At 43.3% G+C, this 19,791-nt stretch carries 16 protein-coding genes; 5 read left to right on the forward strand and 11 right to left on the reverse strand.

The annotated features are described in order from the left end of the window. Positions 1-37 precede the first annotated feature (37 nt). A complete protein-coding gene (locus L4D79_RS14620) occupies positions 38-745 on the forward strand; it encodes a DUF3313 domain-containing protein (protein ID WP_428652290.1) in 708 nt (235 codons plus the stop codon). Positions 746-810: 65 nt separating this feature from the next. Here the strand turns inward: L4D79_RS14620 and L4D79_RS14625 are convergent, their stop codons facing one another. The 4 genes from L4D79_RS14625 to L4D79_RS14640 form a co-directional block, all read right to left on the reverse strand. Beyond that, positions 811-1,056 (reverse strand): hypothetical protein, encoded by a 246-nt coding sequence (locus L4D79_RS14625; protein ID WP_428652291.1) that lies wholly within the window; start codon positions 1,054-1,056, stop codon positions 811-813. 90 nt (positions 1,057-1,146) lie between these two features. After that, a complete protein-coding gene (locus tag L4D79_RS14630) occupies positions 1,147-3,033 on the reverse strand; it encodes an alkyl sulfatase dimerization domain-containing protein (RefSeq protein ID WP_428652292.1) in 1,887 nt (628 codons plus the stop codon). A 149-nt stretch (positions 3,034-3,182) separates the two neighbouring features. Continuing rightward, on the reverse strand, positions 3,183-4,016 hold the full coding sequence (locus L4D79_RS14635; RefSeq protein WP_428652293.1) for a LysR family transcriptional regulator: 834 nt from the start codon (positions 4,014-4,016) through the stop codon (positions 3,183-3,185). Positions 4,017-4,250: 234 nt separating this feature from the next. Next, entirely contained in the window at positions 4,251-4,538 is a 288-nt protein-coding gene (locus L4D79_RS14640) for a DUF3861 domain-containing protein (RefSeq protein WP_428652294.1), read from the reverse strand. Positions 4,539-4,638: 100 nt separating this feature from the next. On the opposite strand from L4D79_RS14640, the gene L4D79_RS14645 reads away from it, so the two are divergent. Beyond that, on the forward strand, positions 4,639-5,076 hold the full coding sequence (locus L4D79_RS14645) for a MarR family winged helix-turn-helix transcriptional regulator (RefSeq protein WP_428652295.1): 438 nt from the start codon (positions 4,639-4,641) through the stop codon (positions 5,074-5,076). 55 nt (positions 5,077-5,131) lie between these two features. Here the strand turns inward: L4D79_RS14645 and L4D79_RS14650 are convergent, their stop codons facing one another. Further along, positions 5,132-6,058, reverse strand: coding sequence for a LysR family transcriptional regulator (locus L4D79_RS14650; protein WP_428652296.1), 927 nt, complete (start codon positions 6,056-6,058; stop codon positions 5,132-5,134). A 9-nt stretch (positions 6,059-6,067) separates the two neighbouring features. After that, entirely contained in the window at positions 6,068-7,060 is a 993-nt protein-coding gene (locus L4D79_RS14655; protein WP_428652297.1) for a LysR family transcriptional regulator, read from the reverse strand. Between the two features lie 170 nt (positions 7,061-7,230). Between L4D79_RS14655 and L4D79_RS14660 the strand changes: the two genes are divergently transcribed. Together L4D79_RS14660 and L4D79_RS14665 are read left to right on the forward strand one after the other, a co-directional pair. Next, positions 7,231-8,271 (forward strand): DUF1214 domain-containing protein, encoded by a 1,041-nt coding sequence (locus tag L4D79_RS14660; protein WP_107348087.1) that lies wholly within the window; start codon positions 7,231-7,233, stop codon positions 8,269-8,271. A 77-nt stretch (positions 8,272-8,348) separates the two neighbouring features. Next, positions 8,349-9,185, forward strand: a complete 837-nt coding sequence (locus L4D79_RS14665) for a hypothetical protein (protein WP_428652298.1) — start codon at positions 8,349-8,351, stop codon at positions 9,183-9,185. 96 nt (positions 9,186-9,281) lie between these two features. On the opposite strand, the gene L4D79_RS14670 is transcribed toward L4D79_RS14665, so the two are convergent. Both L4D79_RS14670 and L4D79_RS14675 read right to left on the reverse strand, forming a co-directional pair. Next, positions 9,282-9,737 (reverse strand): tellurite resistance TerB family protein, encoded by a 456-nt coding sequence (locus L4D79_RS14670; RefSeq protein WP_428652299.1) that lies wholly within the window; start codon positions 9,735-9,737, stop codon positions 9,282-9,284. Positions 9,738-9,950: 213 nt separating this feature from the next. Next, on the reverse strand, positions 9,951-10,484 hold the full coding sequence (locus L4D79_RS14675) for an LA_2272 family surface repeat-containing protein (RefSeq protein ID WP_107348084.1): 534 nt from the start codon (positions 10,482-10,484) through the stop codon (positions 9,951-9,953). A 182-nt stretch (positions 10,485-10,666) separates the two neighbouring features. Here L4D79_RS14675 and hrpA point away from each other — a divergent pair, with 182 nt between their 5' ends. Continuing rightward, on the forward strand, positions 10,667-14,581 hold the full coding sequence (gene hrpA / locus L4D79_RS14680; RefSeq protein ID WP_428652300.1) for an ATP-dependent RNA helicase HrpA: 3,915 nt from the start codon (positions 10,667-10,669) through the stop codon (positions 14,579-14,581). Between the two features lie 436 nt (positions 14,582-15,017). On the opposite strand, the gene L4D79_RS14685 is transcribed toward hrpA, so the two are convergent. The 3 genes from L4D79_RS14685 to L4D79_RS14695 all read right to left on the reverse strand — a co-directional run bounded on the left by L4D79_RS14685 (position 15,018) and on the right by L4D79_RS14695 (position 19,714). After that, positions 15,018-16,223, reverse strand: coding sequence for a multidrug effflux MFS transporter (locus L4D79_RS14685; protein ID WP_428652301.1), 1,206 nt, complete (start codon positions 16,221-16,223; stop codon positions 15,018-15,020). A gap of 445 nt (positions 16,224-16,668) precedes the next feature. Continuing rightward, a complete protein-coding gene (locus tag L4D79_RS14690) occupies positions 16,669-18,753 on the reverse strand; it encodes a putative bifunctional diguanylate cyclase/phosphodiesterase (protein WP_428652302.1) in 2,085 nt (694 codons plus the stop codon). Next, entirely contained in the window at positions 18,743-19,714 is a 972-nt protein-coding gene (locus tag L4D79_RS14695) for a substrate-binding domain-containing protein (protein ID WP_428652303.1), read from the reverse strand. Before L4D79_RS14695 ends, L4D79_RS14690 begins: the two co-directional genes overlap by 11 nt. Between the last annotated feature and the right edge of the window lie 77 nt (positions 19,715-19,791).

A 19,791-nucleotide genomic window follows, 5' to 3' on the forward strand; every position in this document is an offset into this window, starting at 1 on the left:
AACCATTATCTTTATGGTTATTTTCTCGTGGAGAGGGATGATGAACAACCTCAAAAGAAGCACTCGCTCTACATTTACCTATTCAGTTTTATGGTTCTTCGCTATTTGTAGTTTAGGACTCACAGGCTGTACTACCTCGGAAACAGCCAAGGACGAAGAGTTCTCAGGTTTTCTTAGTGATTATTCACAGTTGACTAAAGGCTCGAGTGTTGACGACCAAACAGTGGTACTTAAATGGATGAGTCCAGTATTAACAAGCCGGCAATATACGAAGGTTATGCTCGATCCTGTTGTTATATACCCTGCACCTCAGCCTGGGCCGCAGCTGCGTTCAGAGGTGCTCAAAAGTATGCTGGCTTATTTAGATAAAGCGGTTGAGAGAGAAGTGGGTAAAAACTATGAGATAGTCACTCAGCCCGGTAGCGATGTGGTTCGTCTTCGCGGAGCGATAACGGGGGTTAGAACCAAAGCGGAAGATTTAGCGGCTTACGAATATATACCCATTGCCCTTGCTGTAGCGAGCGTTTCAACTGCAGCTGGAACTAGAGACCAAATGGTAGAACTTTTTTTAGAAGCCGAGCTCACGGATAGTCAATCAGGGGAACGTTTGGCGGCTGCGGTAAGGAAAGGATTTGGTGAACCTGTAGGGAATACCAGTGAGCAAGTGAAGCTTGAAAATGTACGACCTGTGCTGGATGGTTGGGCACGGTCAGCTGCAAACCTTTTGGAAGCAACGATTAAGTAGTGTATAGCGACCTTGATGGCAAGCGGCATGTTTCGAGTATCGAAACATGCCGTATTTTCATTTGGCTATGACGCTCGTAAATCTTTGAATGGGTGACAAGCGACTTCATCGCCGTGGTAGTGACAAAATTCACCATTAGCATTTATCCATGCTTCTTCTTTCTCTTCATATGTTCCGTCAAGGATGGATGCCAATGTCATAGCATCTCGGGTGATACCCAGTGAAAGTCCTTCTTCAGCAGCACAAGCAAAGACATTACTCGTAAATAGCAGGCTAGCTAGCAGACCGAATAAAATAATAAGATTTTTCATATTGGTTAAGAGGGCTATTGCTAGCCCTCACCTCTGTATTATTGATGGACAATCCTGGTTAGCAGTTACAATGACGGCGAATGTTATTGATTAGCGAACAATCATTGGGATTTCAGAGCCGTCTTTCGGTTCTTCAAACTTAGCAATAAAGTTAGCCATGTCTTCCGCCGTTCCTGTCGTTAAGCCAAACTCTCCAGCCTTTGCGGCCTTGGCCATGGCTGCATCTCCGCCGCCGGCGAGAAGATCTTCAAGTAAGCTTCGAGTCATCTTTATTTCTAGTTTCGGCTCAGGTTTGCTGAAGTGCTGAACTTCCACAATGCCATTGCGAATCTCAAAGCTGTATGCCTGCTCAATGTCGGTAAAGTGGATATTCACCACATAATTCACTCCAATGGTATCTTCCGCTTTGAGCTTAACGGTCATCATATCCATTACCATTTCAGTGGGTAGGTTCTTCAGGACATCGGTAGACGTGAAATCAATTTTCTGGTGGTAGTCTAAATCGCCGCGAAGCTCACCAGCGGCAGTCATTGCCCAATTTCGCCAATTGATATTGCTTTGCTTGTATCCCCACTCGGTGTAAGCCTGCGCTTTTAATTCACGGGCTTCGGTATCGTCGTTATCAACTCGGATAGGGTAGGTCAGTATTTCTGCTGCGTACGTAAAATCACCGTTCTTGATATAGGATCTGGCTGCATTGACGATATTGTCCCGGCCACCCATCATCCTGACATATTCCTCGGCGCGCTGGGCGTGTGCCATTGGTTCTAGTTGCCAAGGATCACCATGGAAAAAGCCAATATAGTTACTAAATTGCTGCTGCACGGCGTGAGAAACCGTACCATAGCGCTGTAATAGCCAAGGGTGAGTTTCAAGGTGCTCTGGTAGTTTGACGACTTCGATCATTTCAAAAGGTGTCAAACCATCGTTTATTGCCCGTACAGACTGGTCATGGACGAACTGAATGCCATCGCGATAGGCGGTAAGAACATCCATGACTTCCCAGTTACCTTCAACCGGGCGACCATGGGCCACAAGCATGATTTCAACATCGTGGAAGGTGTTGCGCATATAGTCGATGCCCTTGTACCACACCTCTGCATCACGAGCTTTGGTGCCGCGGATAGTATGCAAATTCGGGAAGTTCTCGCCTTGCAGCACTTCGGCGGCATGCAATATTTTCTGATCTGGTAGCCACATGACGATTTCATCATCAGTTTCTGAAGGCACATAGTGAAGCTCAAAGTCTAAGCCACCGTTGCTGACTTTAATAACATCATCAAATTCAACCGTTGGTGGAATAAAGCCGACTTCACCAAGTTGAACCTGTGGGCCCAGACCATCGGTCACCGAGCCATGAACACCGGCGCCAGTGCCAGCATATGTCGCGGCAGTGTAGGTGGTGCGGTGGCCAAGGATCGTACCCACGTTTGAAGCCCAGTTAGCAACGGCAGCAGTAAGAGTAGAGTGTGCGTAGATTTCCACTTTTCCTGCAGCGACATCTTCAGGTGTTACCCAGCCTTTGACTCCCGCAAGATGATCAAAGTGATTGTGTGAGTAGATGATGCCGGTGACGGGTAAATCAATGCCGGTGACATCCCGGAAAACCTTTTCGGTTTCTGCACCGTGTTCGGTTGACTCCCCTGGATCCATAACGACGAGACCGGTTTCACCGACAAAGACAACCGGTGATGTTAGGCCGTAACCAAAAATTTTATATACATTGTCGTCAATCTTAAGTACGGCTTCGCCTTGTGATGCGCCAAGATTACGAAGGTCTTTATGGATACGTACATCAGATTGACCTTCAGGTGTGCCAGCAAAGGCGCGGTTTTCACCTGTAGTATGTATAAGCTGGACACGTTGGCCTTCGCCAAAAGAAAAGCCATGCTCCGAAACAGCCAACTGCTTATCGTTTGCCCATGTACCAAAAGAGGTGATGCTTGCGATTGTAAGTGCCAGGAATGTCTTTTTCATCTGTCTATCCCACTTGTGTCGTTGATATGGCGGTATCATAGCGACAATAAGGGTGATTAAAAATTAGGCAGTTGATATGCTTCACATAAGCATTGCTTATGTAAAAACCAATGAAGCTGAAAGGAGAGACAGCTATCCTGCTGATTGCTCTAGCGGGGTTGGGTAAGGATTGATTTTAGTGTATTTCTAAGTTGAATATGACGGTTGCTACCTGACATTCGCTTATGGTAGAGCATGTTGTAGTTGAGCTTATCTACCTCGAATGGCAGTTCTATCATTTTCAATCCTAGCTTACTGGCGAGTGGCTTCATCGACTCTAATGCTGCGCAGACAGACTCTGTACCTATGATAGACAGCAACATATTCGAAGGGCTGGTAACGGTTCTCACTACTTTTCGTTCCAAGCTCTTACCGGAGAACGCTTCAATGGCGTAAACATTATTTCTCCTGAGCTTTAATACAATATGTGTGCGGGATAGGTATTCCTCGAGTGAGATTTTATCGCCTATAGAGCTGTTCTTGTCACAGGCTAACATGATTCTATCGCTCACTATGTGCTCAGAGGTAAAGCTCGATTCAGTTGAGTTGACGAAATCTATCACCATGTCTACTTTCTGCTGACGTATATCTTCAAGTATCCGTTCTTGTGATGCAGGACTCTCTATCATGTGGACATCTTCCATTATCGGCATCTGCATCATCAAGCTTTCGTGTACATAGACCACTAAGGGCCTGTCGAAATCAAGCGCTCGTTGGTAGTGCTCTGCCATTTTGGAAAAATGTGATGCGAGCTCATGAGCATCTTGCGTCGGTTCTATTCTCCGTCCATGCCTGATAAACAGTTGGCGGTTTAAGCTCTCTTCTAAGCGCTTAATCGCCAAGCTCATTGCTGGCTGGGAAACATCCAGTGCTTGAGCGGCTTTGGTAATGCTATTGAGCTCGTATATTTTCAAAAATGGCGTGATTAAGTTCCAATCGATCATTGTTATTACCCATTAGCAATAAAAGCCGTAAATTAAAGCGCGAGAGTTTTCATATGTTTACTATGGCAAATATCGGTAAGGAAATCATGAATAACAGCAAACCACGCCTTATTAGCCAACGGCCAGTCGGCTTGATAATTATCGATGTTGGTGATGATTGAGATTGCACGGGAAGTGTTAGCTGCCAAGTGACAGTGATTCCACAGTAGGGAGTGATAAGCTAAATAGTATTGCTTAGCTTTTATTTCTCAATTTGCTTTTTAGGTTGTTTATAAACGTTTTAAAGTGCGGGAAGAAGTCTACAAACAAAGGATGTTTGCGATCTTGCATCATCACTGGGCCCAGAAGGCGCAAGGCCACACCAAGGCGAGTTGAATTGTTTTCGTTCAAACCACTGCCTTGTTTAATTGCTTCAACAATGGCAAACATATCTTCGCGGTCCTGGATCTCAAACTGCATAGCTTGCTCATTACCTTCATTGGTACGTTCGATCGTAATACGGTAGTTGTGTGGTTGTTTCATAATATTCTCCGGTCTTGAATTTGCGCTCAATTAAGTTGATAATGTCAACTATAGTGCTTTAGTTGATAATGTCAACTTAATTTTATTCAAGGGAGTCAAGATGTCAGAGTCAAAGTCACTAGAAAGCCTGTTTCAATTAGTCCATATGCTAAAGCGCCACATGCATGAACATATTGAACAGTTGGATTTGAGCATTACGCCAATGCATCTACGAGTACTTAAAATTATCAAAAGAAAACAAACATGTACTGCTATTGGTATTGCTCAGTTCATGAACCGCGACAAAGCTCAGGTGACCCGCTTGCTCAATGAACTGATTAAACAGAGCATGATCGAGAAAGTGCCAAATCCAGAAGATAAACGAAGCCAACGTTTGTTGGTTACTCGCGAGGGAGAAAAGATTTTGGCTCAATTAGCCATTATTGATGGCAAGATGAATGAGAAAATGATGAAAGGGGTTTCGCCTGAAGAGCTGAAAGAGTTCAAGCGCATAACAGGCTTGATGGCAGCAAACCTTACAGATATAGCATTAAAGTAACCTGAGCGCTGAGTTACCAATGCCTTCTATATCAATATGGAAGGCTTCTGTGATTTTAATAAAGCTCTTCAATCGCTTCTTGTATTGTATGTACTAGCCACTTTGAAAAAGGCGTAGAGCGGAACTTATATGACATATAGCAAGCGATAGGACGATGATTTATTTCTTCCCAGTGATTGATATCAATTAGGGTTAACTCCTCAAACAACTGCGATTTAACAACTTCACTAACCGCCATGAAGCTGGGGATTTTGCGTATCGTTTCTAAACAAATATCTACCTTATCCGATCTCAATAAGATATTCGGGCTATAGCCTCTTTTTTTGAAGTAATTAACGACATAGCTCTCTTTTTGGACAAAGTGTGGCTGTATAGCTAACACGAGAGGGTATTTGGCGGCGTCTTCAACTGTGATGGATTTAGCTTTCGCTAGTGGACTATCTTCATGGCAGCAAATCTTAAATTCGGGATAACAAATCGGAATTTGACTAATGTCTTTTGCTACCTCAAGGGGATAAAAATTGAGGCCAACATCGACAGATCCCTTTCGCAAACTGAACTCCGTTCCTGCCGACCAATTTTCGAGAACAATGGTTGCTTTTGGGGCAAGACGATGCAAAGTCTCAAAGAGCTTAGTCATTGTGCCGTAGCAGAGTATTGAATTGATGTGTATCCGGATAGTCCCTTCATAATTTGCTGGGGAAAATTGATTAATCTCGCCGTAAAGTTCGTCCAAACCGGTCATTATGCTTGGTAATTTATTTAGCAATCGAGCGCATTTCTCCGTCGGCTCTAAACCATCTCTCCCTCGAGTAAACAAGTCATCATCAAATTGCTCCCTCAGCCGAGATAGCGCTTTACTGACTGCTGATTGGGTGACATATAAGCGCTCAGCTGCGCGTTTTGTATTTTCTTCTTCACCAAGCACCTTGAGTACTTTCAAGCTATTGAAGTCAAGGTTGAATAATTCTTCATCTTTCACGTACTCGCCTCACTTAAAGCTATCTTTAGACAAACGAGGGTAGGCATATTGAAATTTCGGGTTTTGGTACATTGCTGTAAGCTCGCTCAAAATCTGGGTTGTGATTTCTATTAACCATTTTGAATAGGCTGAGTCTTTGACCCTATCATGGATAAAGTATGCGATCGGATAGTGTGGAACACCATCCAGGTGGTCAATATCAAGCAATATTAACCCTTCCTCATCCATGATTGGAGCAACCACCTCACTGACAGGCATTAGGGCATGAGTACTTTTAAGCACCTTACTACAAATATCTAACCTGTCTGTTCGAAGTACTACATTGGGTTGGTAGCCCCTACGTTTCAAATAGGTTTCGGCCTCGCTCTGTTTTACTTCGTAGTCAGGCATGATTGCCAGTATCAAAGGGCTATTTGCAATGTCTTCGAGGGAAATTTTATCAATTTGAGCCAATGGGCTATCTTTCGCGCAGCATAACTTAAATTTTTGATAACAGATGGGTTGTTGAAAAATTTCAGGAGAAACGTCTAAGGGGTGATAATTGATACCTAAATCTACTTGACCAACTTTTAATTGCTGCTCGGTATCGTATGACCAATCTTCTAATTGAAGCATCGCCTTAGGCGCATATAGGTGAAGACGTTCGATAAGAATACTGGTGAGAGGGTGGCACAGTGAAGCGTTAATGTGGATCTTAATTGAGCCCTCATAATGCTCTGGCTCAAAGGTATTGCTGTCTTGGAATAATTCGCCTATTTCTCCCAATATTTGAGGGAGTTTATACAGAATCAGCTCACATTTTGGGGTCGGTTCTAGGCCGTGTAGCGTGCGAGTGAAAAGTGGGTCATCAAACTGCTCTCTCAGGCGCTTTAAAGCCTTACTAATTGCAGACTGCCCAATCTTAAGCCTATCAGCAGCTCGATGAGTATTATTTTCTTCACCGAGTATTTTCAATATTTTCAGAGTGTTAAAGTCTAGCCTGAACATATCCTCATCTTTCATTGCTACCTTCTCCCTGTTTATCCTCTTCATTCATCATATATGAATTTGAGGACTTTTTTAAAGTCTCTTGATTCCATTTGAGAAAACAATTCTCTCGGTTAAATTACACGCATCGAAACGCTTTAGCTCAAACATGAATGGGCATTTAATTTACCGATAAGGGGCACAATATGTGGAAACTTACTCAATCACCAATCGCATTAGCAACAACACTAGCACTATCTTTGGGCGCTGCGAGCGCATTTGCAACCAACGACGCACCTATCCCGGTTACCGTTGAAAACTTTGCTGAAGTTGAGATGGATGCACGTATTCAACGCTTTTTTGATGCGGGTGGTATGAATACGGGGTTAGTTTTTTCTGAGCCAACGCCGGTTGACCTACAACCTGTACCACGTATGAATCGCGATACTCTGTACGCCGGTATTTCTGTCGATACATCTGAAGGTTTCACTATTACGATTCCTGAACATCCAGAAAACCGTTATGTGACTGTCTACCTATTGGATAACGAGCACAAAACCATTGAAATCCTCAGGGGCTCAAACTCGGTGCACGAGTTTGAAAAACAAGCAGATACACGTTACATCGTTGCACTTCCTCGCATCCAATTATTCGATGCACAAGATGAAGCGGACATTAAAATTGCTCGAGACATTCTTGCTGGCGTAAAAGTTGAATCTGGAAGTATGGAGCCGAAAGTTCTACCTAATTGGGATTGGGCTGGCATGTTAGAACTTCGTTCTTCTTATGAGCAAGAGATGCGAAAAACGATTACTCAATATCCAAATGATTGGCAAGGTAAGCGTGGCGAAGTTGACCGTTATGAAGGCCACAATATGGCCGTTGCAACGTCGTGGGGGCTCTTCCCTAGCTCTGAAACGGTCTATATCGCTCAAGCACCTGATCTAGATACAAATAAGTGCTACACCGCAACCTATGAAGTGCCTGAGAACGATGCATTCTGGTCTATTACCGTTTACAACGACACTGGCTACATGTTCTCAGAGAACAACAACATTAACAGTGAAGTTGCACAAATGAATCAAGACGGTACGTTCACGATGCACTATGGCAACACAGATGTATGTGGTGATATAGCAAACCGTCTCGACACGACAGAAGGCTGGAATCTGCTGATGCGTGTGTACGAACCTGCTCAGAAAATTATTGATGGCGTATATAAAATGCCAGAAATCACAACGCAATAAATCCAGGGAATATTCGCACAAGGACGTGTCTGTTAATTACGAATTAAAATTATAAGATTAAAATTAAAGGCACAAAAATGAAAAGCAGCAAAACACTTCTTTCTGTTGGCTTAGCAGCCGTAATGGCACTTTCGGCAACAACGGTCGCGGCAGATGAAGTTCACGACGCAGATCCTCGAAATACTGCGTGGCGTGGTGGTATCGCAACGGATAATAACGGTGAAATAAAGCTCGTTGCGGGTGGTGGATTTAATAATCTCTATGGCGGCGGCGACTACACAACACAAACAATAATGATTGGTGAGTATTTTACCCAATCAGAAAACTTCAGATTCCGTCTAGCTAACTTTGATGAGCGATTTGGCGGTGTATATGCCGATGTGAATCTGACTGAAGGGGTAGATTTCTATACTGCAGGTTATATGCTTCCCCTCACAGCAACAAATGGAACGACGTTATTTTTCCCATCGGTTAACTACTCATATGTAGATTTTGACACCGCAGAAATAGCTAATGGGTTTAATGAGCAGGCCAGCAACAGTGCGCTTGGCGGGTACTCGATGGGAAGTAATAGCTATCGACTTCAAGGGGCTGATGTAAAACACTTATTAGGTGGCGACCACGCACATGTGGCGTCGGTAAACCTATATGGCCTTCAGCCTTGGAATGACACTCATTATACCGTATTTCAAGCGTTTGGTGGTTCCAGTTATGGCGGCGTAGATATGCAGATGGTTGATTTAGTACTATTACAGGGTATGCGTACGCAACTGGGTGATGCTGTGTTCAATATTTACCTTGAAGGTAAGTATACGAATATTAAAGTGAATGATGTGAACGACCCAACGGGTAACGTTAGTCATTTACGCGGAGAAGAAACAAAAGTATCCGTTGGTTTTGATTGGCGTTTTTAACCGTCACTGTGCTTAATGTTTATCTACTAGTAAAAGCCGTAGTATAAAACTACGGCTTTAGCATTTTTTAACTATTCTACAAACGAGTTCGCCAACTTATTGAGCGTTCTTCTGCACCGCCAATTTCGCTCGAATATACTCGGAATGGTCGACATAGATAAGCTCGGACACTTGGCGGATCACCGCTTCTTCCATCGGATCCAATACACCGTCGGCATAGGCAACCTGCCACATTGCTTCAATGAGTTCATATCGTTGCTCGGGCTCTAAGGTGCGCAGTTTACTGGTGAAGTCATATAATGATACGGACGACTTACTCTGCATTCGCGCTTTATCCAGTAGCGCATCGGCATTCTCTTCACTGATATCTAGTAAATATATGAGCTGGTGGCGCTTGGCTTGGATTTCTCTCGGGTCGTCACTGTGATCAGCATTTGATACTTCGCATAGCAAACATGCCATGGAAAGGTGGAGAGTAGGGGTGTCGACAGTACCGCCATCCGTTCCTTCATTCATGACTTGGCGGAAAATGGTACGCAATTGTTTGAACATGCTGAGCCTCAGGTTTCATTTCTATTAAGTATATGACTCTTTAGATAGGCTTGGAGTTCCTTGCGTGCTGTTTAGTTGGATGTTTAGTCAGCAGTTGTTCAACAAAGAGGGTCGGGGGGAATGCGCAGCTAATACTGGAGAAAAAGAAATAGAAATAGAAATAGTAGTCTGGAGACTTGGCTCCAGACTACAATCATTTTTCAGTGTTGGTGATTAGAAACGGGCGTTAATAATCGGGAATACTGGGATATCTTTGCTGATAAAGGTACCGGATTTGTCGTAGTTGATTAGACCAATCTGAACACCTTTCTCGATGCGATCTGTGGCGTTGATGAAACCAAACTGAAGACCGTTTAGGCTACCTGCGTAGTTAAGCGCACCAAACTGAAGGCCAGTGAACTGGCTGCCCGTGTAGTTGGCAAAACCAAAATCTGCACCTGTTGCTGTGTTGTCGTTCCAGTTAGCTAGACCGAATTTAACACCTGTAGAATCACCAGTAACACGGTTGGCACCAAACAGGATACCAAAGCTTAGGCCCTTGAACGTTTGAGATTCAGCCAAACCTAGCATAGGAAGCTGGAAACCAGTTACCGATGGCGTTTGTCCATATAGAAGAGATGCGCGGAAACCGTGAACGTTACCATCAGGTAGGTTGTTGCCAGGAACAGATAGCTGTACAGGTTGGTTAGCAAAAGCAGGTGATGCCATCACAGCTGCAAGCGCAAGGCTAACTAGTGTTTTTTTCATTATTTTTACTCTATGTATGAAGTTGCGACAAAATAATACCTGAAGACATAATTCTGCTGCAAATTATGTCACACAAAATCTCTCAATTTTGAGCTGTGATTCTCCTATGCCGCAAATCAACAGATTTGTGGTAGAATTCGTGCAATTTTGTGAAATACCCAGCTGAAATATCAGGAATTCCATTGACTCAGTCGAATACTCCTCAGGCTAACGTTTTAAACAACGAAAAAACACTTAAAGCCGCGATTAAAGATTGCATGATGCGCGATCAGTTTCGTTTGCACAAACGCGTGCAAGGTGCGGCCAGAATCAAGAAAGAGCAGGCAAAGCACGCCGTGTTTGATGAAATCGCACTCGATATTGCGAAATCTATGCAAACCGTTCAGATGCGTACTACCCAGCGTCCGAAAATCTCTTATCCAGAACTGTTACCAGTCAGCCAGAAAAAAGACGAAATTGCCGAAGCTATCAAGAACAACCAGGTTGTGATTGTTGCCGGTGAAACCGGCTCAGGTAAAACCACCCAGCTTCCAAAGATCTGTTTGGAGCTAGGTCTTGGTACCAAGGGCATGATCGGTCATACACAGCCACGCCGTTTGGCGGCGCGCTCGGTAGCCAGCCGTATTGCCGAAGAGCTTCAATGTGAACTTGGCTCTTATGTTGGTTATAAGGTTCGATTTAACGATAAAGTTTCGGATCGCAGCCAAGTCAAGTTGATGACTGACGGTATCTTACTGGCTGAGATCCAGAACGATCGCTTCTTGAGCCAATATGACACCATCATTATCGATGAGGCCCACGAACGTAGCCTTAATATCGACTTTATCATGGGTTACTTGCGTGAATTGCTGCCAAAACGCCCTGATTTAAAAGTCATTATCACATCGGCAACCATTGACCCTGAGCGTTTCTCTAAGCACTTCTTTAATGCGCCTATCATTGAAGTGTCAGGTCGTACTTATCCGGTAGATGTACGCTACCGCCCAGTGTCGGAAGACAGCGAAGATAACGATCGTGATCAGCTTCAAGCGATTTTCGATGCGGTTGATGAGCTTTGTGATGAAGGGCTAGGTGACATCCTGATCTTCATGAACGGTGAACGTGAAATCCGTGATACTGCCGATGCGTTAGAGAAGCGAAATCTGCGTGATACCGAAATATTGCCGCTCTATGCCCGATTGTCGGCGGGAGAGCAAAACCGTGTGTTCCAGTCTCATGCTGGCCGCCGTATCGTACTGTCGACTAACGTTGCTGAAACCTCGTTGACGGTTCCGGGTATCCGATATGTTATCGACCCAGGTACTGCGCGTATCAGCCGTTATAGCTACCGAACTAAAGTACAGCGTCTTCCTATCGAGCCGGTTTCACAAGCGAGTGCTAACCAGCGTAAAGGTCGATGTGGTCGTGTAGCAGAAGGTATCTGTATTCGTCTGTACTCGGAAGAAGACTTCTTGTCTCGCCCTGAGTTTACTGATCCAGAAATCCTTCGTACCAACCTAGCATCAGTTATTTTGCAGATGACCGCGATTGGTCTAGGCGATATTCAAGCTTTCCCGTTTGTAGAAGCGCCGGATAACCGCAATATCCAAGACGGTATTCGCTTGCTTGAAGAACTGGGTGCGATTAATCCTAAAGCGAAAGATCCGCGTAAGCGTCTGTCTGTGATTGGTCGCCAGTTAGCCCGTTTGCCGATTGACCCTCGTTTAGCCCGTATGGTGTTGGAAGCGCCTAAGAACGGTTCATTGCGTGAAGTGATGATCATTGCCTGTGCGTTGTCTATCCAAGACCCGCGCGAGCGCCCATCAGATAAGAAGCAGGCATCGGACGAAAAACACCGTCGATTCAATGATAAAGAATCAGACTTCGTGACGTTTGTTAACCTGTGGGATTATATCCAAGAGCAGCAAAAAGCGCTGTCTGGCAATCAGTTCCGCCGTCAGTGTAAGAAAGATTACCTCAACTACATGCGTGTGCGTGAGTGGCAGGATATCTACTTCCAAGTTAGCCAAGTCGTCAAAGAGCTTGAGTTCCGAATTAATGAGCAAGAAGCAAGCTATCAAGGTATTCACACCGCAATTCTTGCCGGTATGCTTTCTCATATTGGTCTAAAAGATCAGGAGAAAAATGAGTACCAAGGTGCCCGTAATGCTCGATTCAATATTTTCCCAGGCTCTGGCATTTTCAAAAAACAGCCTAAGTGGGTAATGGTTGCCGAGTTGGTGGAAACATCACGCTTGTGGGGCCGAATTGCTGCCAAGATCCAGCCTGAATGGGTAGAGCCTTTGGCCGAGCACTTGCTCAAGCGTAGCTACAGTGAACCTCACTGGGAGAAGAAGCAAGCGTCAGTCGCAGCCTTCGAGAAAGTCACAATTTATGGCATTCCAGTTGTTGCCAAACGAAAAGTGAATTACGGCAATATTGATCCGGTTATCTCACGAGAACTCTTTATTCGTTCGGCGCTGGTGGAAGGGGACTGGGACACCAAGCATAAGTTCTACCAACAGAACCGTAAGCTGTTGCGTGAGGTCGAAGAGCTTGAGCATAAGTCTCGTCGCCGCGATATCCTGATCGACGATGATGAGCTGTTCAATTTCTATGATCAGCGTATTGAGCATACAGTGGTCTCTGGCCGCCATTTCGATTCTTGGTGGAAGAAAGCCTCGCGTGAAAATGCCGAGCTGCTTAACTTTGAACGTGAAATGCTGTTCAAAGGCGATGCTAGCCATGTTACCGATCTGGATTATCCGAACTTCTGGCATCAGGGTAACTTGAAACTTAAGTTGAGCTACCAGTTTGAGCCGGGTGAAGACAGTGACGGTGTAACAGTGCACGTACCGTTGCCGATCCTAAACCAGGTAGAACCCGATGGTTTTGATTGGCAGATCCCAGGTCTACGACAAGAGCTGGTGGTGTCGCTGATCAAATCGCTACCAAAACCGGTACGTCGTAACTTTGTACCTGCGCCTAACTATGCCGATGCGTTCTTGTCTCGTGCTGAGGCAATGGCCATGCCGCTGCTTGATTCGATGGAAAAAGAACTCAAGCGTATTTCTGGTGTGACGGTATTGCGTGAAGACTGGAACCTCGAGCAGGTGCCGGATCACCTGAAGATCACTTATCGTGTTGTGGATCATCGCAATCGTAAGCTGCGTGAGAGCAAAGATCTTTACAGCCTCAAAGATGGCTTGAAAGAGAAGGTTCAAGAAACACTGTCGAAAGTCGCTGATGATGATATTGAGCAAGAAGGCCTGAAGACGTGGAGCTTTGGTCAGTTACCTGAGCGTTACCAGCAAAAACGCGGTGGTTTCGAAGTAAAAGCTTACCCAGCAATCGTTGATAACAAAGACTCCGTTGGTATCAAACTGTTTGAAACCGAAGAAGAGCAGCGTACAGCTATGCAGCAAGGCCAGCGTCGATTGGTACTGCTGAATGTGCCGTCACCGATTAAATACCTGCATGCTAACTTGCCGAACAAGTCGAAGCTGGGCCTGTACTTCAACCCGTATGGGCGAGTGATGGACTTGATTGATGACTGTATCGCTTGTGGTATCGATAAATTGATCGATGAAAAGGGCGGCATTGTTTGGCAACCCGAAGCGTTTGAAGTGTTGAAAGAGCATGTACGTGGAGAACTCGGTGATACGGTGGTTGATATCGCCAAGCAGGTCGAAGAGATCTTAACCACAGCATTCAATATCAACAAGAAGCTGAAGGGCCGTGTTGATCTTTCTATGGCGTTTGCACTGTCTGACATTAAGGCACAAATTGAAAGCTTGATTTTTAAAGGCTTTGCGACGGAATGTGGTTGGAAAAAGCTGCCTGATATTCTTCGTTATATGCGAGCCATTGAGCGCCGTATGGAGAAGCTGCCAATCGACCCGAATAAAGACCGTATGCATATTTTGAAGATCGAATCAGTCGTCTCTGATTATAAAGAGCTACTGAATAAGATCCCGAAAGGCCAGCCTATCCCTGAGAAGGTGAAGGAGATCCGCTGGATGATCGAAGAACTTCGAGTAAGTTACTTCGCCCAGCAGTTGGGTACACCTTACCCGGTATCGGACAAGCGTGTTCGTAATGCGATTAATGATTGTTAATGTATTCTAATTAAGAATACTGTTGAAAATAGCAACCCAATTGGGTTGCTATTTTTTTTTGCTACTAAAAATTATATATTATAGTGATTGGAAGTTGGGTATCATATCATGATATATTTTAGCTTTGATAAGTAAGGAATTTAATTATTAAGTGGTTATGGCTTTTTCTCTGCTTACATATAATAGTAGGTTCGGTTTTTTTTCTTTCCCAATTCGGCTATAAAAATAGAAAAGAAGAATGGTGGGAAAAATTTCTCGTATATCCGGCCATATATGTTTTATATCTTATTTTGATAATTTGGTCTTTATGTACTTTTCTTATCCCGAATAAAAAATAATCAAAAGTATCATTTTCAAGCAAGGTTCAGTCGATGAAAAACCGACACACTTAGGTGTCGGTTTTTTGTAAATATCCGATTTTTGATTTAAAAAATACTTATAATTGTTTTAGGAGTTTATCGGTCACAAACGGACGATTTCTTGCTAACAGCCACAGGAATCCGCCAATGATACCGACAGTCAGTTGAATGATGCCGAGGTTTTCAATTAATGAGTCGGGGCGAGTGGACACTAAGAACATGCCCAGCGAACCACAGATCATGGCGCAAAACTGAATCAATGCCACGGCAGAGCCAGTATCCTGGTCTTGTTGATCGAGCATCAAGTTGGTACCGGGTACTCGCATCGTGATCACCATTAAGGTTGCCGGTGCGGCAATACAGGCGAATACAATCGGTGACAGATGACCAATAGTAATGGTTAACACGCCAGCTGTAGCGAGGAAGAAGAAGCACAAGGTGATAATTTTCTGTACCGGTATCAAGCGGGAGAGCTTCATATACATCGTAGGACCCAACGAGGCACACAGAGCATTAAACGCAAAGGCGTAGCTAAATTGCTGTTCAGTAAGCCCAAAACCGTTAATGTAAATGTATGAACCTGCCGCCAGAAATGCCATCAGTGTCATTGGGGCAATGGAAAAAATGGTTAGTAAGGCAATAAACCTTGGGTTTTTTAATACTACGCCAAGCCTGCTCCAAGAGCGCAAGATTGACCCGTCGTATTTAGCCTCAAGCGTTTCTTTATAGCAGCATGCAAGTACAGAGGCGAATGCACCAAATACGGATAACGTCACGAACATCATTCGCCACGAGGCGACCTTCAACAGGAATGCGCCAAGAACCGGTGCAACCATTGGTGCAATGATGACCAACGACATGATAGTCGCCATGATTTTTTCGCGCTCACGTCCATCAAACAGATCTTTGACGATAGCGGTCGCGACGACTGTGATAGCACTTCCGGCAAAAGCTTGGAGTACCCGCGCACCGATCATTTGCTCTATACTCCCCGCCATTGCACATAAAATGCTGGCGATGATGTACCCGCTGATACCAAGAAATAAGATAGGCTTACGGCCAAATTTTTCACTTAATGGCCCCCAAAAGAGTAGTCCGACAGCATATGTAATGAAGTAGCTACTAAGCGTTAAGTTGACCATCGACTGATCTGTATTAAACACATTCACCATTTGTGGCAAAGCAGGCAAGTACAAATCTATCGTCAGTGGTGGAAAGGCACTGATGATAACAAGGAAAAATAACGTACCGGATTTCCCCAGTATTGGTTGGGATTTCTTCAAATGGATACTCTCAATGTTTCACTGGCAGAAGCATGCCAGTAACTTGTTAAGTTGGGTTAGAATTCGACAAAGCAGAATTTGGTTGATTATATCAACTAAGTTGTGAGGTGTGTTGATGTTAATCAATTCGAATTGAAGTTGATCAAATCAGCTGAAAGGTATCTTGAGACGAAGGCATCAATGGCTATGGTACTTTGAGTTATATTCTTCTGGTGTACATCTGTATTCAATACCGTCTTGCTCACAGTAATAGGGAGTCTCCATTGAATCCATGTCTGAAACGACCATCCAGAATATCGTTATCTGATAAATACCGGCTAATGCTAAGAGTATCGTAAGTGCGATTAATATCTTTGCTATTATGTTTCTCATGTAGGCCTATTTTTCCATGCAACGTTGAGTCGCTTGGGAGAACTTTCTGTTGATTGCAAGATGGTAACAGCTATCAAGCACTCACATCAAACGATGTTTCTTCGTGTTGCTTTTGTCTGTCTAATACCCACTTAATTGCGACATCGCGTGGCATTGGCTTAGAGTAATAGTAACCTTGACCTAACTCTATACCGTACTTAATAGCTAATTTATGATGAATAGGCTTTTCGATACCTTCTAGTACAATATTGAAGTTAAGCTTTTCGGATAAGTAGCTAATAGCTCGTATCACCGTATCGGTTTCCTTTTGATTAGGTGCATTAAGCGTAAAGGACTTATCAATTTTCACTGTATCAAATTGTTGGCTCAAGAGTAGGTCCAGCGAGGCATTGCCCGTTCCAAAATCATCAAGTTGAAGAGAGAAACCCAATTTATTCAGTGTTTGCATAGATTTTAGGGTGTCTTCCTTATTTTTGAAAATGGCTGTTTCAGTCAGCTCAAGTGGGAAATTTTCCGGGCTTAGTCCTTTAAGGATTACTTTTTCATATAAAGAGTCGACGAAGTCTGTACTTTCAAGTTGAACCGCAGATATATTAATAGAAACAGAAATATTAAAGCCGTTTTCAAGTAACTGCTGATGAAATGCGATTGCTTTGTCGATAACTAAGTCACCGACAACAATAATATCTATTGACTCTTCTAATAGTGGTACAAAAATATCAGGGCGTATAAAACAGCCATCTTCTTTTCTCCAACGCAGTAGGGCTTCAAATCCGTCAATTTCCCCCGTTTTCATATTGATTTGAGGTTGAAACCAAACATCAAATTGATTGTTCTCAATCGCATATTTAATATCCTGGTAAATTTCAAATTTTGATTTGCTCGATCTCCCAATCTGTGGTGTATAGATTGCAATACCGGATGTTTCAACTTGATTTTTTTTTGCGTAATACATTGCTGTATCAGCTCTCGCCAGTAATTCGATACCGTTCTGGCTATCACAGGGGTAGGTGGCTATGCCTAAAGAGCAACTTATACGTATATTGGAGTTACCAATCTTGATAGGCTGACTCAAGGCATGCTTGAGTACTTGTGAAAATGTAACTGCATTGTTTTTCTTGTCGCTAAAATAAATAATGGCAAACTCATCACCACCTATACGGGCAACTTTATCCTTGGTGCTAAGGTGTTCGACAATAAGGCTACCAACGCATTGTAATAATTTATCCCCCTTTGAGTGACCAAGGTTGTCATTAATGGATTTAAAATTATCTATATCCAGAAAAATCAAGAAGAATTTGTTATTTCCTTTAATTATATTATTTAGTATTTCATTCATTTGACGACGATTGGGGAGGCCCGTCAGAAAGTCAGTACGAGCGAGTAAGTTGGCGTTGTATTCAGCGCGCTTTCTCATTTCAACTTCATTTTCAAGCGCAACTTTGCTTACGGTTGTTGAATTCAATTCTTGGTACATGGACTCAATGTTCGATATTAACTGAGACCATTCTTTGATGTTTGACTTACTAAAATCAATGACTTCGTCACCTTTACCAATGCGTTCTAATAGGTATTTGACAATTCTAAGCGGAGCAATGAGCGCTGAATGAATAATGAACAGTAAGAATAAAGCTAGGAAGGTGATAACAAAAAATATTACCTTTTGATCTTTGGCGAGTTGCGTTAGATCATTGGTTGCTAACCGTCTAACTTCTTTACTGAGATTATTAAGGTGTGTAATGAGATTTTGGTTGTAGGTATTGAGGTTAATGGTGATCCAATGGGTATCTTCATCGGTTGTTGCACCTTGAAGTAATGTAAACTGCCTCCTAATACGAGAGAGATCTGAGTCGATTCTTTTAGATATAGAATGGTTGCCTAAATGCGTTGAGTGCAACAAATGCTCATATTGTTGTTCGACAGCATTGAGCGTTGTAACCCACTTTTCTAGGGTATCAGGAGAGTGTCTGAAGTTGTAATCAGCCACGAAAACATTAAGCCGATTGGTCTCTTGAGTTAGTTTGAATGCCAATTCATCTAACTGTATGACTTCTTCTCTGATATTACTCTGCTTCTGAGAAATATAGAAAAGAGCAATGATGAAGCCAGTTAAAACCAGAACGAAGCTAACAATGACTTGCTTAATACTAATCTTCATAAGCTGTCACTGTTTGCCGTAATGGAGCCACTTTTTGTAGTATGTCTGGCCGAAGGGATAAGGATGAAGTATATGACCTACCTTCTTTTACACCATGAGAGACTAACCACTCCATTTGACGCTCAAGTAGTGGGAGTAGAGGTTGATAAAGTGAAACCTCCCAGACACTGCTATTGTGTAAGATGCTTAACTGTTTAGGTGTTGTTTTTAAACTCTGACTGAGGATCAAATCTACGCGATCAGGTGTACTGTCGAACAACGATTCGGCTTGAATCATGGCTTTTAAAAATTGGCTTAAGGACTCATCTGACATCCGGTTGTGTGCCAGCATTAATTCATGCTGCAGATAAACACCAGGGAAGAAGGTTAGTTGCGCCGTATTATCGCTTTTGGAAAGTAAATCTGAAAGTAACGGTTCCCGTGTTGTAATAAAATCACATTCGCCATCGATAAGTTTGTTATTAAGCTCGGAGACATTAAAAAATTTGTAGGTAACATTTTTTATATTATTTCTTTCTACAAGAAGTTGGCCAAAAAAGTGTAGGGCTGAAAGGTATTGGGTACACACTACTTTATCTGTCATTACATTGATATCAACAAGTGGGGTCATACTTGCTATTGCGTTGAGGTTGTCAGAATCGAATACGGAGGCGACCACACGATACTCATGCAGCATATGTTGATTGGCAAGGTAAGCAATATCGGCTGTGAAAATAACATCAGCATCGACATGTTTATCTAAAACAGAGAGAATAGCCAATTTACCACTTGGTTTTTCAGTAATAGAGACTGACAAATTTTGTTGTTGAAAGTAATTTTCACTAGCTGCTATTCGTAATAAGCCCGTTCCTGGTTGGGTTCCAGAAATTACTGATATAGAAGGGGTTTTTGGGGATTCCAGCTGTTCTTCGGAACAACCAAATACCATGGCTAGGAGGAATACGCTTGCTACAACCTTCATCTTGAACATCCCATTTGTTTGCGCCATATGCGTAACATTATTCTGTTTCGTCTGTTAGACATAACGCTTGAAGCTTG

The organism is Photobacterium satsumensis (assembly GCF_050336935.1).
GTDB lineage: Bacteria > Pseudomonadota > Gammaproteobacteria > Enterobacterales > Vibrionaceae > Photobacterium > Photobacterium satsumensis.

Excerpts from the sequence above, each read along its gene's own strand:
- L4D79_RS14620 (WP_428652290.1), top strand. The coding sequence starts at position 38 with ATGATGAACAACCTCAAAAGAAGCACTCGCTCTACATTTACCTATTCA.
- L4D79_RS14625 (WP_428652291.1), bottom strand. The coding sequence starts at position 1,056 with ATGAAAAATCTTATTATTTTATTCGGTCTGCTAGCTAGCCTGCTATTT.
- L4D79_RS14630 (WP_428652292.1), bottom strand. The coding sequence starts at position 3,033 with ATGAAAAAGACATTCCTGGCACTTACAATCGCAAGCATCACCTCTTTT.
- L4D79_RS14635 (WP_428652293.1), bottom strand. The coding sequence starts at position 4,016 with ATGATCGATTGGAACTTAATCACGCCATTTTTGAAAATATACGAGCTC.
- L4D79_RS14640 (WP_428652294.1), bottom strand. The coding sequence starts at position 4,538 with ATGAAACAACCACACAACTACCGTATTACGATCGAACGTACCAATGAA.
- L4D79_RS14645 (WP_428652295.1), top strand. The coding sequence starts at position 4,639 with ATGTCAGAGTCAAAGTCACTAGAAAGCCTGTTTCAATTAGTCCATATG.
- L4D79_RS14655 (WP_428652297.1), bottom strand. The coding sequence starts at position 7,060 with ATGAAAGATGAGGATATGTTCAGGCTAGACTTTAACACTCTGAAAATA.
- L4D79_RS14660 (WP_107348087.1), top strand. The coding sequence starts at position 7,231 with ATGTGGAAACTTACTCAATCACCAATCGCATTAGCAACAACACTAGCA.
- L4D79_RS14665 (WP_428652298.1), top strand. The coding sequence starts at position 8,349 with ATGAAAAGCAGCAAAACACTTCTTTCTGTTGGCTTAGCAGCCGTAATG.
- L4D79_RS14670 (WP_428652299.1), bottom strand. The coding sequence starts at position 9,737 with ATGTTCAAACAATTGCGTACCATTTTCCGCCAAGTCATGAATGAAGGA.
- L4D79_RS14675 (WP_107348084.1), bottom strand. The coding sequence starts at position 10,484 with ATGAAAAAAACACTAGTTAGCCTTGCGCTTGCAGCTGTGATGGCATCA.
- L4D79_RS14690 (WP_428652302.1), bottom strand. The coding sequence starts at position 18,753 with ATGAAGATTAGTATTAAGCAAGTCATTGTTAGCTTCGTTCTGGTTTTA.
- L4D79_RS14695 (WP_428652303.1), bottom strand. The coding sequence starts at position 19,714 with ATGAAGGTTGTAGCAAGCGTATTCCTCCTAGCCATGGTATTTGGTTGT.